The sequence below is a fragment of the Streptomyces sp. cg35 genome (genome assembly GCF_050410835.1).
Lineage (GTDB): Bacteria > Actinomycetota > Actinomycetes > Streptomycetales > Streptomycetaceae > Streptomyces.
Map to the genome: position 1 here is coordinate 1598777 of NZ_CP191268.1, position 14204 is coordinate 1612980.

Consider the following 14204-nt stretch of genomic DNA (forward strand, 5'->3'; position numbering starts at 1 on the left):
CCGCGCGCGGCAACCTTTTGCGTCCCGGCGGCGACCACAGGGCGAGCCGTTCATCGGAAACTCCCGAAGGAGACGTTCCATGACAGTTCCCCGCTTGGCCAGGGCCGCCGCCCTCGCCGGTACCACGGGCATCGCCGCCGCGGCCGTGCTCGGCTTCCCCGGCACGGCCGCGGCGCAGGACGTGGCCCTGGTGCCCGGATCCCGCACCTCCCTCTGCCACCAGGACCTCTGCAGCGCGGGCGACCGCAGCCCGTACGACGTCTTCCCCTACAACGCGCCGCGCACGGACCGGCCGGTCGCTCACTGGATCCGCTCCGACAGCCAGGAGCACTTCTTCTCCCGCTCGGACGTGGTCCTCGACGGGGGCGACGGGGAGGTCACCGGCTCGTCCGGAGGCGGACGGCCGGGCACCGCGGTGGCCGCGATCGGCGCGAGCACGGCGCACACGAGGACCCACGCGGAGCACGAGGGCCACACGACACCCGCCGAGGAGCCCGCGAAGGGGCCCGCGAAGGGGTCCGCGGGCACGCTCGCCGCCGCGGGCGCCGTGGCCCTGGTCGGTGGTGCGGTCCTGCACCTGCGCCTGCGCAGGCCGCCGGCCGGTGACTGATCACTGAGGGGCTCCGGACAGCAAAAAGCCCTGGTTGAGAAGGACTCAACCAGGGCCACTGTGTCCGAGGGGGGACTTGAACCCCCACGCCCGATAAAGGGCACTAGCACCTCAAGCTAGCGCGTCTGCCATTCCGCCACCCGGACAAGGTGTCTGCCGCTTGTGCGGGGTGTTCCCCGCGGCGACATGGACAACAATACCAAGGTTTCGGAGTGGCTTTCACCTGCGTATCCGCCCGCCGCGACCTGGGGCTTTACAGTCTCACCATGAGTGACTGGATGGTGACGGTCGGGCGACGAAAGGTGCGGCGACCTCGGGCGTTGTCCCCGCTGCGGGAGCATCTGCGGGACACCTTCTGGTTCGCGCCGACCGGGGCCATGGTCGTGGTCTGTCTGGTGTGGTGGGCGACGTCCTGGGCCGACGAGACGATCGTGGGCGTCCTGCAGGACGACGGCGACTTCGACGCCGTCACGGAGCTGATGGGGATCGCCGACGACGTGAAGACCGTCGTCACCACCGTCAGCTCGGCGATGATGACCTTCATCGGTGTCGTGTTCAGCATCTCGCTGGTGGCCGTGCAGATGGCGGGCGGGCAGTTCAGCCCCCGTGTGGTCCGCCTCTTCGTACGGAGCCGGATCACCAAGCTCACCTTCGCCGTCTTCCTCGCCACGTTCCTGCTGTCGTTGCTGGTGCTGACCTCGTACGACGGGGAGCAGGATCCTCGGCTCGTCGGCACCGTCCCGTTCCTGCAGTCCTTCCTGACCCTCGCGATGGTGGGGCTGAGCCTGCTGCTGTTCGTGATGTACGTGAACTCGACGCTGCGGATGATGCGGGTGAGTCATGTCATCGACCGGGTCACCTGGGAAGGGTTCCGCGTCGTGGCGCGGATGCCGTCCGGGGACCCGGCCGGCGGAGATCTCGGGCAGGAGTGCGCGCGGGTGGCGTACGAGGGGAGGGCCGGGGTGCTGCGGGACGTGAACATCGCGCGGCTGGTGCGGATCGCACGGCAGCACGGGGTGGTGCTGCGGCTGATCCCGCGGATCGGGGACTTCGTGGTGCCGGGGACGCCGGTGTTCGCGGTCCACGGCGGGGCGGCGCCGTCCCGCCGCGCGCTGCGGTACTGCGTCTCCGTGGGCGTGGAGCGCACCTTCCACCAGGACCTGGGGTTCGGGCTGCGGGTGCTCGCCGACATCGCCCTGCGGGCGCTGTCCGCCGCCGTGAACGATCCGACGACCGCCGTGCAGGCCATCGACCGGATCGTGCAGTTCCTGGCGGCCGTCGGCCGTGCCCCGCTGGACACGCTGCGGCACGCGGACCGCGGCGGCGCCGTCCGGCTGGTGCAGCCCGTGCCGGGATGGGACGAGCTGGTCGATCTCGGGTTCGCCGAGATCCGGGGGTGCGCCGTCGGAAGTCCGCAGGTCACGCGGCGCATCCTGGCGGGGCTCGACGATCTGTCGGCGCTGGTTCCGACGGAGCGGCGCGAGCCGCTGCTGCGCCATCGGGCGCTGCTCGCGCAGGCCGTCGAGCGGGCGGTGCCGGATGCCGCCGACCGGGCCTTCGCGCTGCGGCCCGATCGGCAGGGCATCGGCTGACACCGGCGGAGCGGTGGCGGTCAGGGCATCAGGTGGTACTCGGGGAAGTTCCCGGGCAGCCGCTCCCCCGGCGGACCTTGGGTGACGGCCCTGATGAGCAGTTCGCCGCCGACGAAGGCGCCGCGCCACGACGCTCCGAACCCGCCGAACAGTTCCTCACGGTCGCCGCGCGAGCGGGGCTTGCCGTGGCCGACCTTGAAGGCGCGGATCTGTGGGGCGAGACGTGCGTACGTCTGCTCGTCGTCGGTGGAGAGGGTGGCCACGAGGGCGCCGTTCGAGGCGTTCATCGCGGCGAGCAGCTCCGCCTCGGTGTCGACCAGGACGATCGTGTCGACCGGGCCGAAGGGTTCGGCGTGGTGCAGCGGTGACGACGGGGGCGGGCCGAGGAGCGTGACCGGGTGGACGTACGCGCTGGTGTCCTGGCCCGGCAGGAAGCGGTCCGCGTCGGGCGCGGAGCGGTAGAGGGGGACGGCGCCGCGGTCGATGGCCTCGGTGACCTGGTCGGTCAGTTCCTTGGCCTTGGCCGCGTTGATGAGCGGGCCGAAGTCCAGTTCCGGGTACGGGTCCCCGGGGGCGGAGACGGCGAGCGGGTGGCCCACGCGCAGGGTGCTCGCGGCGGGCAGGTAGGCGGCGAGGAACGCGTCGAAGGCGTCGCGCTGCACGACGAAGCGCGGGTAGGCGGTGCAGCGCTGCTTCCCGTAGTCGAACAGCTTGGGGATCGTCGCGGTCAGCTTGTCCCAGTCGGTGTAGTTCCAGATGCCCCAGGTGTTGAGTCCCTCCTGTTCGAGGATGTGCCGCTTGCCGAGGTCGGCGACGTGCGTGGCGACGGCGGCGCCGGTGTCGCGTCCGCCGACGAAGGACACGCAGCCGATCTCGGGCGCCCGCACCAGCGCCTGGGACAGCTGCCCGCCGCTGCCGCTGACGAGCGTGACGGGGATGCCTTCGCGGGCGGCGAGGGCGCAGGCCAGGGTGAGGCAGGAGACGCCGCCGTCGGTCGGGGTCTTGGCGATGACCGCGTTCCCTGCCAGTGCCTGGACCAGCATGGCGTGAACGAGCACGCTCATCGGGTAGTTCCAGCTGGCGATGTTGGAGACGGGCCCGGACAGGGGCGTGCGCTCGCCGAGCATGTCCTCGATGCCGTCGACGTACCAGCGCACGCCGTCGATGGCGCGGTCCACGTCGGCCTGGGCGAGCCGCCACGGCTTGCCGATCTCCCAGACGAGCAGCAGGGAGAGCAGTTCGCGGCGCTCGGTGAGGGCGTCGAGGGTGGCGGCGACGCGGGCGCGCCGCTCGGCGAGGGGGACGTGCCGCCAGGCGCGGTGCTGGTCGAGGCAGGCGCGTACGGCCTGGTGGGCGGTGTCCGCGTCGAGGCGCGGCGGTCCGGCGATGGGGCTGCCGTCGACCGGGGTGGTGGCGGGCAGGGCGCGGCCGTCGGCCTGCCAGGCGCCGTCCCACAGGTTGAGGACGCGGTCGTCCCGGAAGGCCTCGGGAGCGACGGCGAGGCAGCGCCGCCAGGCGTCGTCCCAGGAGGTTCCGGCTTTGAGGGTGGTGGCCATTTCTTTGATCTCCGCTCACGGTGCACATTCGGGGCGGGGTGCTTGTCATGGCTGTTCGTACTGTGGACGGGAGGTGCCCGGTGAGCACCTCCCGTATGCCAAGGACCTTACGGGGAGGGCCGGTTGACCCGTATGAAACGCGTCACGGGGCGTCCGCGAGGCGGTCGAGGACGAGGCGGGCGGTCTCGGTCGGGGTGGATCCGACGTGTACGCCGACGGCTTCCAGGGCCGCCTTCTTGGCCTGCGCCGTGCCGGAGGAACCGGAGACGATGGCGCCGGCGTGGCCCATGGTCCTGCCCTCGGGCGCGGTGAATCCGGCGATGTAGGCGACGACGGGCTTGGTGACGTGGTCGTGGATGTACGCGGCGGCCCGCTCCTCGGCGTCACCGCCGATCTCGCCGATGAGGACGACGAGTTCGGTCTCCGGGTCGTTCTCGAAGGCGGCGAGGCAGTCGATGTGGGTGGTGCCGATGACGGGGTCTCCGCCGATGCCGACGCACGTGGTGAAGCCGATGTCCCTCAGCTCGTACATGAGTTGGTAGGTGAGCGTGCCCGACTTGGACACGAGTCCGATGCGGCCGGGCTTGGTGATGTCGGCGGGGATGATGCCCGCGTTGGACTGACCGGGGGTGATCAGGCCGGGGCAGTTGGGGCCGATGATGCGGGTGCCCTTGTGCCGGGCGTACGCATGGAAGGCCACGGTGTCGTGGACCGGGATGCCCTCCGTGATGACGACGGCGAGCGGGATGCCGGCGTCGGCGGCTTCGACGACGGCGGCCTTGGCGAAGGCGGGCGGAACGAAGACGACGGTGACGTCGGCGCCGGTGGCCGCGATGCCGTCGGCCACGCTGCCGAAGACGGGGACGGCGCGGTCGTCGAAGTCGACGGTGCGGCCCGCCTTGCGGGGGTTGACGCCGCCGACCACGTTCGTGCCCGCGGCGATCATGCGGCAGGTGTGCTTCATGCCCTCGGCGCCGGTCATGCCCTGGACGAGGACCTTGCTCTCCTTGGTGAGGTAGATGGCCATGTCCCGTCTCCTTAAAGGGGGTTGGCGACGAGGGCGAGGCCGGCGGCCTGCCGTGCGGCGTCGTCCATCGTGGTGGCCTGCCGGATCAGCGGGTGGGCGCGTGCGTCGAGGACGGCGCGGCCGCGCGCGGCGTTGTTGCCGTCGAGCCGGACGACGAGCGGCTTGGTCAGCCGGACGCTGTCGAGGGCCTTCACGATGCCGTCGGCGACGGCGTCGCAGGCGGTGATGCCGCCGAAGACGTTGACGAAGACGGATTTCACGGCCTGGTCGGAGAGGATGACGTTCAGGCCGTCGGCCATGGTCTGCGCGGAGGCGCCGCCGCCGATGTCGAGGAAGTTGGCGGGGCGGGCGCCGCAGCCGGCGACGACGTCGAGGGTCGACATGACGAGGCCCGCGCCGTTGCCGATGATGCCGACCTCGCCGTCCAGCTTGACGTAATTGAGGCCCTTGGCGGCCGCCTGGGCCTCCAGCGGATCGTCGTGCGTGGCCTCCTGCGCGCCCCAACGCTCGCGCCGGAAGCGGGCGTTGTCGTCGAGGGTGACCTTTCCGTCGAGGGCGAGGAGCTGTCCGCCCGTCGTGCGCACGAGGGGGTTCACCTCGACGAGGACGGCGTCCTCCCGGGTGAGCACACCCCACAGGCGGACCAGGACGTCGACGGCCTGCGGGGGCAGTCCGGCCGCGTCGGCGATCTCGGCGGCCTTGGCGCCGGTGACGCCCTCGGCGGGGTCGACGGGGATGCGGGCGACGGCCTCGGGCCGGGCGGCGGCGACCTCCTCGATCTCCATGCCGCCCTCGGCCGAGGCGATGGCGAGGAAGGTGCCCGCCGCACGGTCGAGGACGTAGGAGACGTAGAACTCGCGCTCGATGTCCACGGGTTGGGCCAGCATCACCGTGCGCACGGTGTGGCCCTTGATGTCCATGCCGAGGATCTGGCGTGCCGTGAGCTCGGCGGCGGCCGGGTCCGCGGCGAGCTTGACGCCGCCCGCCTTGCCCCGGCCACCGGTCTTGACCTGCGCCTTGACGACGACGCGGCCGCCGAGCCTGCGCGCGATCTCCCGCGCCTCCTTCACGGAGTCGGTGACCTCGGCCTGCGGCACCACGATGCCGTGTTCCGCGAAGAGTTCCCTTGCCTGGTGCTCGTACAGGTCCATTTCGGCTCCTGACTCGAAAGTGCCGCACGCCCCCTGGACACCACCCATCGGATGCGGGATAACAAGGTTCATACAGTATTCGTCGACTGTATGCAATGTACGAGCGACGCACGAGAGTCAGGCCGGAACCGTGCCTGTCACGCGCCCGACCTGCTCTTTTCAATCCCCTACGAAGGGACGGGACTTCGCCATGCCCCAGTCCGATGCGGACCACGGCCAGGACCAGATCTCCGGTGGACACCTGGTCGCCAAAGCACTCAAGGCAGAGGGTGTGGAGGTCATCTACACCTTGTGCGGCGGCCACATCATCGACATCTACGACGGCTGCGTCGACGAGGGCATCGACGTCGTCGACGTACGCCACGAACAGGTCGCCGCGCACGCCGCCGACGGCTACGCGCGCATCACCGGGAAGCCGGGCTGCGCCGTCGTGACGGCCGGGCCCGGCACCACCGACGCCGTCACCGGTGTCGCCAACGCGTTCCGCGCCGAGTCACCGATGCTGCTCATCGGCGGCCAAGGCGCCCACACCCAGCACAAGATGGGGTCTCTCCAGGACCTGCCGCACGTCGACATGATGACCCCGATCACCAAGTTCGCCGCGACGGTGCCGGACACCGCGCGGGCGGCCGACATGGTGTCCATGGCGTTCCGCGAGTGCTACCACGGGGCGCCCGGTCCCTCCTTCCTGGAGATACCGCGCGACGTGCTCGACGCGAAGGTGCCGGTGGACAAGGCGCGGGTGCCGAAGGCCGGTCGGTACCGGGCCTCCACCAGGTCCGCCGGCGACCCCGAAGCCGTCGAGAAGCTCGCCGACCTCCTGGTGCACGCCGTGAAGCCGGCGATCCTGCTGGGCAGCCAGGTGTGGACGACGCGCGGCACCGAGTCGGCCATCGAGCTGGTGCGCACGCTGAACGTGCCCGCCTACATGAACGGCGCGGGCCGCGGCACCCTGCCGCCCGGCGACCCGCACCACTTCCAGCTGTCGCGCCGCTACGCGTTCGCCAACGCCGACCTCATCATCATCGTCGGCACCCCCTTCGACTTCCGCATGGGCTACGGGAAGCGGCTGTCGCAGGACGCGACCGTGGTGCAGATCGACCTCGACTACCGCACCGTCGGCAAGAACCGGGACATCGACCTCGGCATCGTCGGCGACGCGGGGCTCGTGCTCACGTCGGTGACGGAGGCGGCCTCCGGGCGCGTCAACGGGGGCGCCGCCAAGCGCAAGGAGTGGCTCGACGAGCTGCGCGCCGCCGAGCAGACGGCGATCGAGAAGCGGCTGCCGAACCTGCGCTCCGACGCCTCCCCCATCCACCCCTACCGGCTCGTCAGCGAGATCAACGACTTCCTCACCGAGGACTCGATCTACATCGGCGACGGCGGCGACATCGTCACCTTCTCCGGGCAGGTGGTCCAGCCCAAGTCGCCCGGCCACTGGATGGACCCGGGTCCGCTCGGCACGCTCGGTGTCGGCATCCCCTTCGTCCTCGCCGCGAAGCAGGCGCGGCCCGACAAGGAGGTCGTGGCCCTGTTCGGCGACGGCGCCTTCTCCCTCACCGGGTGGGACTTCGAAACGCTCGTGCGCTACGACCTGCCCTTCGTCGGGATCGTCGGCAACAACTCCTCGATGAACCAGATCCGGTACGGCCAGAAGGCCAAGTACGGCGACGAGCGCGAGCGCGTGGGCAACACCCTCGGCGACGTCCACTACGACAAGTTCGCCCAGATGCTGGGCGGCTACGGCGAAGAGGTCCGCGACCCCGCCGACATCGGCCCGGCCCTGCGCCGCGCCCGCGAGTCCGGCAAGCCGTCCCTGATCAACGTGTGGGTCGATCCGGACGCGTACGCCCCCGGAACCATGAACCAGACCATGTACAAGTAGTGAGGTGCCCCCGAGATGACTGACACGGCTGACACGGCTGACACGACTGTCGCGACCAAGGCTCTCGAAGGCATCCGCGTCCTCGACATGACCCACGTCCAGTCGGGGCCCTCCGCCACGCAGCTCCTCGCATGGCTCGGCGCGGACGTCATCAAACTGGAGGCGCCGACCGGTGACATCACGCGCAAGCAGCTGCGTGACATCCCGGACGTCGACTCCCTCTACTTCACGATGCTCAACTGCAACAAGCGGAGCATCACCCTCAACACGAAGACGGAGCGCGGCAAGGAGCTGCTGACCGAGCTGATCCGCCGCTCCGACGTGATGGTCGAGAACTTCGGCCCCGGCGCCGTCGACCGCATGGGCTTCACCTGGGACCGCATCCAGGAGATCAACCCGCGGATCGTGTACGCGTCCATCAAGGGCTTCGGCGACGGCCCGTACACCAACTTCAAGGCGTACGAGGTCGTGGCCCAGGCCATGGGCGGATCCATGTCGACCACCGGCTTCGAGGACGGGCCGCCGCTCGCCACCGGTGCCCAGATCGGTGACTCCGGGACCGGTGTCCACGCGGTCGCCGGCATCCTGGCCGCACTGCTCCAGCGGGCGAGCACCGGGCGCGGTCAGCGCGTGAACGTGGCCATGCAGCACGCGGTGCTCAACCTGTGCCGCGTGAAGCTGCGCGACCAACAGCGCCTCTCCCACGGCCCGTTGGCCGAGTACCCGAACGAGGACTTCGGCGACGAGGTGCCGCGCTCCGGCAACGCCTCGGGCGGCGGACAGCCCGGCTGGGCCGTGAAGTGCGCGCCCGGCGGACCGAACGACTACGTGTACGTGATCGTGCAGCCGGTGGGCTGGCCGCCGCTGAGCGAGCTGATCGGGCGGCCCGAGCTGGCCGGCGACCCCGAGTGGGCGACCCCGGAGGCGCGGCTGCCGAAGCTCAACAAGATGTTCCAGCTGATCGAGGAGTGGTCCTCGACGCTCCCGAAGTGGGAGGTCCTGGAGAAGCTCAACGCCCACAACATCCCGTGCGGCCCGATCCTGTCCACCAAGGAGATCATCGAGGACGCGTCGCTCGTCGCGAACGAGATGGTCGTCGAGGTGCCGCACCCGCAGCGCGGCTCCTTCACCACCGTCGGCTCCCCGCTCAAGCTCTCCGACTCCCCCGTGCACGTCACCGGTTCCCCGCTGCTCGGCGAGCACAACGAAGAGGTCTTCGTCGGTGAACTCGGTCTCGGCAACGAGGAGTTGCGCCTGCTCAAGTCGAACGGAGTGATCTGATTGATGGCCGAGGACCGTGAGCTGACGGTGCGCGCGCTGCTCGACGCCGTACGGGCCGAGGGACGCGCGGCGCTCACCGCGCCGGAGGCGAAGGTGATCGCCGACGCGTACGGGATAGCCGTACCCGGCGAGGACCTGGCGACCGATGTCGACGAGGCGGTGGCGGCCGCGGCGCGCTTCGGCAAGCCCGTGGTGCTGAAGATCGTCTCCCCCGACATCCTGCACAAGACCGACGCGGGCGGTGTCGTCGTCGGGGTGGAGGGCGCGGCCGACGTACGCGCCGCGTTCCACCGGATCATCGAGAACGCGCGGGCGTACGCGCCGGACGCGCGCATCGAAGGCGTTCAGGTGCAGGAGCTGCTGCCGACGGGGGCGGACACCCAGGAGGTCATCGTCGGGGCGGTCACCGACCCGACGTTCGGCAAGGTCGTCGCCTTCGGGCTGGGCGGCGTGCTGGTCGAGGTCCTCAAGGACGTCACCTTCCGGCTCGCGCCCCTGGACGCCGACGAGGCCCTCGGGATGCTCGACTCCATCGGCGCGGCGGAGGTGCTGCGCGGGGTGCGCGGCGCGCGCGGCGTCGACCGGTGGGCGCTGGCCGAGCAGATCCGGCGGGTGTCCCGGCTGGTCACGGACTTCCCGGAGATCGCCGAGGTCGACCTCAACCCGGTGATCGCGACACCGGACGGCGCGGTCGCCGCCGACATCCGGGTGATCCTCGCCGAGGGGGCGCCGAAGCCGCGGCGCACGTACACACGGGAGCAGATCCTGACGTCGATGCGCCGGCTGATGCAGCCGCGCTCGGTCGCCGTGATCGGCGCGTCCAACGAGCAGGGCAAGATCGGCAACTCGGTCATGCGCAACCTCATCGACGGCGGCTTCTCCGGGGAGATCCATCCGGTGAACCCGAAGGCCGATGACATTCTGGGCCGCAAGGCGTACAAGAGTGTCACGGATGTCCCCGGTGAGGTGGATGTGGCGGTCTTCGCGATCCCCGCCAAGTTCGTGGCAGCGGCCTTGGAGGAGGTGGGGCGCAAGGGCATCCCGAACGCGGTGCTCATTCCGTCCGGCTTCGCGGAGACCGGTGAACAGGCCCTCCAGGACGAGATCGTGGCCATCGGCGAGCGGCACGGGGTGCGACTGCTCGGGCCGAACATCTACGGCTACTACTCGACGTGGCAGGACTTGTGCGCCACGTTCTGCACGCCGTACGACGTGAAGGGCGGTGTGGCTCTCACCTCGCAGTCCGGCGGCATCGGGATGGCGATCCTCGGCTTCGCGCGCACCACGAAGACCGGCGTCTCCGCGATCGTCGGGCTCGGCAACAAGTCGGACCTGGACGAGGACGACCTGCTGACCTGGTTCGGCGAGGACCCCAATACCCGGTGCATCGCCATGCACTTGGAGGACCTCAAGGACGGGCGCGCCTTCGTGGAGGCCGCGCGCGCGACGGTGCCGAAGAAGCCCGTCGTCGTCCTGAAGGCGGGGCGGACGGCCGCGGGCGCGAAGGCGGCCGGCTCGCACACGGGCGCGCTGGCCGGCGACGACGCCGTGTACGACGACATCCTGAAGCAGGCCGGTGTCATCCGGGCCCCGGGCCTGAACGACATGCTGGAGTACGCGCGGGCGCTGCCCGTGCTGCCCACCCCGCGGGGCGACAACATCGTGATCATCACGGGCGCGGGCGGTTCCGGTGTGCTGCTGTCGGACGCGGTGACCGACAACGGGCTTCGGCTGATGGAGATCCCGGCCGATCTGGACGCCGCCTTCCGGCAGTTCATCCCGCCCTTCGGGGCCGCGGGCAACCCCGTCGACATCACGGGCGGTGAGCCGCCGTCGACGTACGAGGCGACGATCCGGCTCGGCCTGGAGGACCCGCGCATCCATGCGCTCGTGCTCGGCTACTGGCACACCATCGTCACCCCTCCCATGGTCTTTGCCGAGGTAACGGCCCGCGTGGTGCGGGAGTTCCGTGAGCGCGGCGTCGAGAAGCCCGTGGTCGCCTCGCTGGCCGGGGACGTCGAGGTCGAGGAGGCCTGCCAGTACCTCTTCGAGCACGGGGTGGTCGCGTACCCGTACACGACGGAGAAGCCGGTGGCGGTGCTGGGCGCCAAGTACCGGTGGGCCCGGGCGGCGGGACTGTTGGGGGGCGGTCGATGAGGTGACCGATGCGGGTCCGGCCGGCGGTGTGCGCCGGCCGGACCCAGGACCCGCGCGCACACGAAAGCAATGTGGACAGGGGGCGCTGGCCAGATCTTTCGATGCAAGGGGTGCGACCGTCATGACCACGACCGATCTACCACCGTCCGTCCCCTACAGGGAGGTGACGGACGTCAACGGCCGGGTGTACCGGGTTGGCGAGAGCGACATCGACATCATGGGGCGCAAGCGCAAGTGGATGGTGATCCTGCCCTGGGTGGGCATGATGGGGATCTCCTCCGCCGAGTACGCGTTCGCGTCCGCCGAGGAGACTCTGCACACCGCGCACGACTGGAACAGCCTGCACATCTTCTGGATGATGACCGTGTGGGTGTTCTTCCAGGCAGCGGTGGCCTTCCCCGCGGGCAGGCTGCGTGAGAGCGGAAGGCTGCCGGCCCGCTGGGCGATGATGATCGGCGCGTCGGGCACCTTCATGGGGTACCTGTCACTGGCCCTCGCGCCGCACGTCGTCGTCGCCTACATAGGCTTCAGCGTGCTCAGCGGAATGGGCGCGGGCATGGTGTACGCCACCTGCGTCAACATGGTGGGCAAGTGGTATCCGGAGCGCAGGGGCGGCAAGACCGGCTTCGTGAACGGCGGATTCGCCTACGGTTCGGTGCCGTTCGTCTTCCTCTTCACCGGCTACATGGACCTCACCAACTTCCGCTGGGTGCTGCTGTCGGTGGGGGTCCTGCTCGCCGCGATGGTCGCGTCCGCCGGCTACTTCTTCAAGGATCCGCCGAAGAACTGGTGGCCCGCGAACATCGACCCACTCCATCCGCCCGAGGATCCGCGCGCCCGCCGTTCGCTGGAGAAGAACCCGCCGGCCGTGAAGCAGTACACCCCCATGGAGGCCTGGCGGACGGGCCGGGTGGCGCTGATGTGGTTCTGTCTGGCCTGCACCTCCGGCGTGAACATCTTCGGCATCGCCTTCCAGGTCGACATCGGGGAGGAGGCGGGCTTCGCCGGCGGGATCGTGGCCACCGCGATGTCGCTCAAGGCGATCGTCAACGGCACCGGGCGCGGCGTCATCGGCTGGCTCTCCGACCGGTACGGCCGCAAGCAGTGCCTGCTCGCGGTCTGCGTCATCCTGGGCCTCGCCCAGTTCGGCATCCTCTGGTCGGCCGAGGCCAAGAACCTGCCGCTGTTCCTGGTCTTCTCCGCGATCTCCGGATTCGGCGGCGGCGCCATCTTCCCGATGTTCGCGGCACTCACCGCGGACTACTTCGGCGAGAACAACAACGCGACCAATTACGGCATGGTCTACAGCTCCAAGCTCGTCTCCGGCCTCGGGGCGGGCATGGGCGCCCTGGTCGTCGGCGCGTGGGGGCATTCCGGCGCCTTCATCCTCGCGGGCTGCATCTCGTTCTTCGCCGGTTTCGTGGCGCTCTTCCTGTCGCAACCCGGCAGGCCCAAGTCCCGTGGCATTCGACCCAATCCGCAACCGCTCGGTGAGGAGATGGCGTGATATGACGGCGGAGCCCATCGCCGCAGGCGATACAGCACCGGCCACCGGCGCAAGGTACCGAGAGATCACCGACGAGAACGGCCGCGTCTACCGCGTGGGCGAGACGGACCGCGACATCCTCGGCCATTCCCGTAAGTTCATGGTGTATCTGCCATGGATCGCGATGATGGCCATCAGCGTTTCCGAGTACGCCTACGGCTCGGCGGAGGACACGCTGTCCAGCGCCCACGGCTGGACGCAGTCGAACACCTTCTGGATCCTGAGCGTCTGGGTGTTCTTCCAGGCGGGCATCGCCTTCCCCGCCGGATGGCTGCGGGAGAAGGGCATCATGACCGCCAAGCGGGCCATGATGATCGGCTCGTTCATGTGCATGCTCGGCTTCATCGCGCTGTCCCATCTCAGCAACGTGTGGCTGGCGATCCTCGGGTTCGGTGTCGTCGGCGGGCTGGGCTCCGGCCTCGTCTATTCGACCTGTATCAACATGGTCGGGAAGTGGTTCCCGGAACGAAAAGGCGGAAAGACGGGTTTCGTGAACGGCGGCTTCGCCTACGGGTCGCTGCCTTTCATCTTCATCTTCAACTACGCCTTCGACACGTCCAATTACCATCGTGTGCTCGACATGATCGGTCTGTACGTGCTGGTCGTCGTCCTGGTCTGCGCGTTCTTCTTCAGGGACCCGCCGAAGAACTGGTGGCCGCAGGACATCGACCCGCTCGCGAAGTCCGGCGCGGGGAAGGGCGCGAAGTCCCTCGCGAAGAATCCGCCCGCCGTGCGTCAGTACACGCCCATGGAAGCAATCCGGACCGGGATGCTGCCGATCATGTGGTTCAGCCTGGTGCTGACCGCCGGTGTGTCGATCTTCGGCATCTCGTTCCAGGTGAACTTCGCCAAGGAGGTCGGCTTCGGGCCGCTGGTAGCGGCGTCCTCGATGGGTGTCATGGCCGTCATCAACGGGGTCGGCCGGGCCGTCGTCGGCTGGATGTCGGACATCTGGGGCCGCAAGTTCAGCCTGGTCCTGGTGATCGTCGTGCTCGGGCTCGCCCAGTTCGGCGTGATCTGGGCGGGTGAGATCAAGAGCGAGTGGCTGTTCCTGGTCTTCGCGTTCCTGTCGGGCTTCGGCGGTGGCGCGTTCTACCCGATGTTCGCGGCGCTGACCCCGGACTACTTCGGGGAGAACTACAACGCCACCAACTACGGTCTCGTCTACAGCGGCAAGCTCATCAGTGGCCTGTTCGGCGGCGGGCTCGGCTCGATGGTGGTCGCCGCGTGGGGTTACAACGGGGCGTACGCGCTGGCCGGCGGGATCTCCATGGTGGCGGCCGCCTTCGCCCTGCTGCTGCGGCAGCCGGGACGGCAGAAGACGGCCTCGGTGTAGGAGCGACGACCGAGTGGGGCCCGGCCGATGGCGGCCGGGCCCCACTCATGCGCGTGCTGTCAG

General features: G+C 69.6%; 10 protein-coding genes and 1 tRNA gene. 7 read left to right on the forward strand and 4 right to left on the reverse strand.

Annotation, left to right across the window (positions count from 1 at the left end):
• Nucleotides 1-79 precede the first annotated feature (79 nt).
• Nucleotides 80-610: a hypothetical protein gene (locus tag ACQUQD_RS07635; protein WP_428951218.1), complete on the forward strand. Its 531-nt coding sequence runs from the start codon at nucleotides 80-82 to the stop codon at nucleotides 608-610.
• A 61-nt stretch (nucleotides 611-671) separates the two neighbouring features.
• Here the strand turns inward: ACQUQD_RS07635 and ACQUQD_RS07640 are convergent.
• Nucleotides 672-756: transfer RNA gene (locus tag ACQUQD_RS07640), tRNA-Leu, on the reverse strand.
• Nucleotides 757-876: 120 nt separating this feature from the next.
• Between ACQUQD_RS07640 and ACQUQD_RS07645 the strand changes: the two genes are divergently transcribed.
• Nucleotides 877-2202: a DUF2254 domain-containing protein gene (locus tag ACQUQD_RS07645; protein WP_428951219.1), complete on the forward strand. Its 1326-nt coding sequence runs from the start codon at nucleotides 877-879 to the stop codon at nucleotides 2200-2202.
• 20 nt (nucleotides 2203-2222) lie between these two features.
• Here the strand turns inward: ACQUQD_RS07645 and ACQUQD_RS07650 are convergent, their stop codons facing one another.
• From ACQUQD_RS07650 to sucC, 3 genes are all read right to left on the reverse strand, one after another.
• The gene (locus ACQUQD_RS07650) at nucleotides 2223-3758 is read right to left on the reverse strand and encodes an aldehyde dehydrogenase family protein (protein ID WP_428951220.1); all 1536 of its coding nucleotides are present in this window, start codon (nucleotides 3756-3758) and stop codon (nucleotides 2223-2225) included.
• Nucleotides 3759-3900: 142 nt separating this feature from the next.
• The gene (gene sucD, locus ACQUQD_RS07655) at nucleotides 3901-4785 is read right to left on the reverse strand and encodes a succinate--CoA ligase subunit alpha (protein WP_428951222.1); all 885 of its coding nucleotides are present in this window, start codon (nucleotides 4783-4785) and stop codon (nucleotides 3901-3903) included.
• An 11-nt stretch (nucleotides 4786-4796) separates the two neighbouring features.
• Entirely contained in the window at nucleotides 4797-5936 is a 1140-nt protein-coding gene (sucC, locus tag ACQUQD_RS07660) for an ADP-forming succinate--CoA ligase subunit beta (RefSeq protein ID WP_428951224.1), read from the reverse strand.
• Between the two features lie 190 nt (nucleotides 5937-6126).
• Here sucC and ACQUQD_RS07665 point away from each other — a divergent pair, with 190 nt between their 5' ends.
• The 5 genes from ACQUQD_RS07665 to ACQUQD_RS07685 all read left to right on the forward strand — a co-directional run bounded on the left by ACQUQD_RS07665 (nucleotide 6127) and on the right by ACQUQD_RS07685 (nucleotide 14141).
• Nucleotides 6127-7821, forward strand: coding sequence for a thiamine pyrophosphate-binding protein (locus ACQUQD_RS07665; RefSeq protein ID WP_428951225.1), 1695 nt, complete (start codon nucleotides 6127-6129; stop codon nucleotides 7819-7821).
• A 15-nt stretch (nucleotides 7822-7836) separates the two neighbouring features.
• On the forward strand, nucleotides 7837-9102 hold the full coding sequence (gene frc / locus ACQUQD_RS07670) for a formyl-CoA transferase (protein WP_428951227.1): 1266 nt from the start codon (nucleotides 7837-7839) through the stop codon (nucleotides 9100-9102).
• A 3-nt stretch (nucleotides 9103-9105) separates the two neighbouring features.
• Entirely contained in the window at nucleotides 9106-11259 is a 2154-nt protein-coding gene (locus tag ACQUQD_RS07675; protein WP_428951229.1) for an acetate--CoA ligase family protein, read from the forward strand.
• Nucleotides 11260-11380: 121 nt separating this feature from the next.
• Nucleotides 11381-12766 (forward strand): OFA family MFS transporter, encoded by a 1386-nt coding sequence (locus ACQUQD_RS07680; protein ID WP_428951230.1) that lies wholly within the window; start codon nucleotides 11381-11383, stop codon nucleotides 12764-12766.
• A gap of 1 nt (nucleotide 12767) precedes the next feature.
• Nucleotides 12768-14141, forward strand: a complete 1374-nt coding sequence (locus ACQUQD_RS07685) for an OFA family MFS transporter (protein WP_428951231.1) — start codon at nucleotides 12768-12770, stop codon at nucleotides 14139-14141.
• Nucleotides 14142-14204: the final 63 nt, after the last annotated feature.

Excerpts from the sequence above, each read along its gene's own strand:
- ACQUQD_RS07635 (WP_428951218.1), top strand. The coding sequence starts at position 80 with ATGACAGTTCCCCGCTTGGCCAGGGCCGCCGCCCTCGCCGGTACCACG.
- ACQUQD_RS07645 (WP_428951219.1), top strand. The coding sequence starts at position 877 with ATGAGTGACTGGATGGTGACGGTCGGGCGACGAAAGGTGCGGCGACCT.
- ACQUQD_RS07650 (WP_428951220.1), bottom strand. The coding sequence starts at position 3,758 with ATGGCCACCACCCTCAAAGCCGGAACCTCCTGGGACGACGCCTGGCGG.
- sucD (WP_428951222.1), bottom strand. The coding sequence starts at position 4,785 with ATGGCCATCTACCTCACCAAGGAGAGCAAGGTCCTCGTCCAGGGCATG.
- sucC (WP_428951224.1), bottom strand. The coding sequence starts at position 5,936 with ATGGACCTGTACGAGCACCAGGCAAGGGAACTCTTCGCGGAACACGGC.
- ACQUQD_RS07665 (WP_428951225.1), top strand. The coding sequence starts at position 6,127 with ATGCCCCAGTCCGATGCGGACCACGGCCAGGACCAGATCTCCGGTGGA.
- frc (WP_428951227.1), top strand. The coding sequence starts at position 7,837 with ATGACTGACACGGCTGACACGGCTGACACGACTGTCGCGACCAAGGCT.
- ACQUQD_RS07675 (WP_428951229.1), top strand. The coding sequence starts at position 9,106 with ATGGCCGAGGACCGTGAGCTGACGGTGCGCGCGCTGCTCGACGCCGTA.
- ACQUQD_RS07680 (WP_428951230.1), top strand. The coding sequence starts at position 11,381 with ATGACCACGACCGATCTACCACCGTCCGTCCCCTACAGGGAGGTGACG.
- ACQUQD_RS07685 (WP_428951231.1), top strand. The coding sequence starts at position 12,768 with ATGACGGCGGAGCCCATCGCCGCAGGCGATACAGCACCGGCCACCGGC.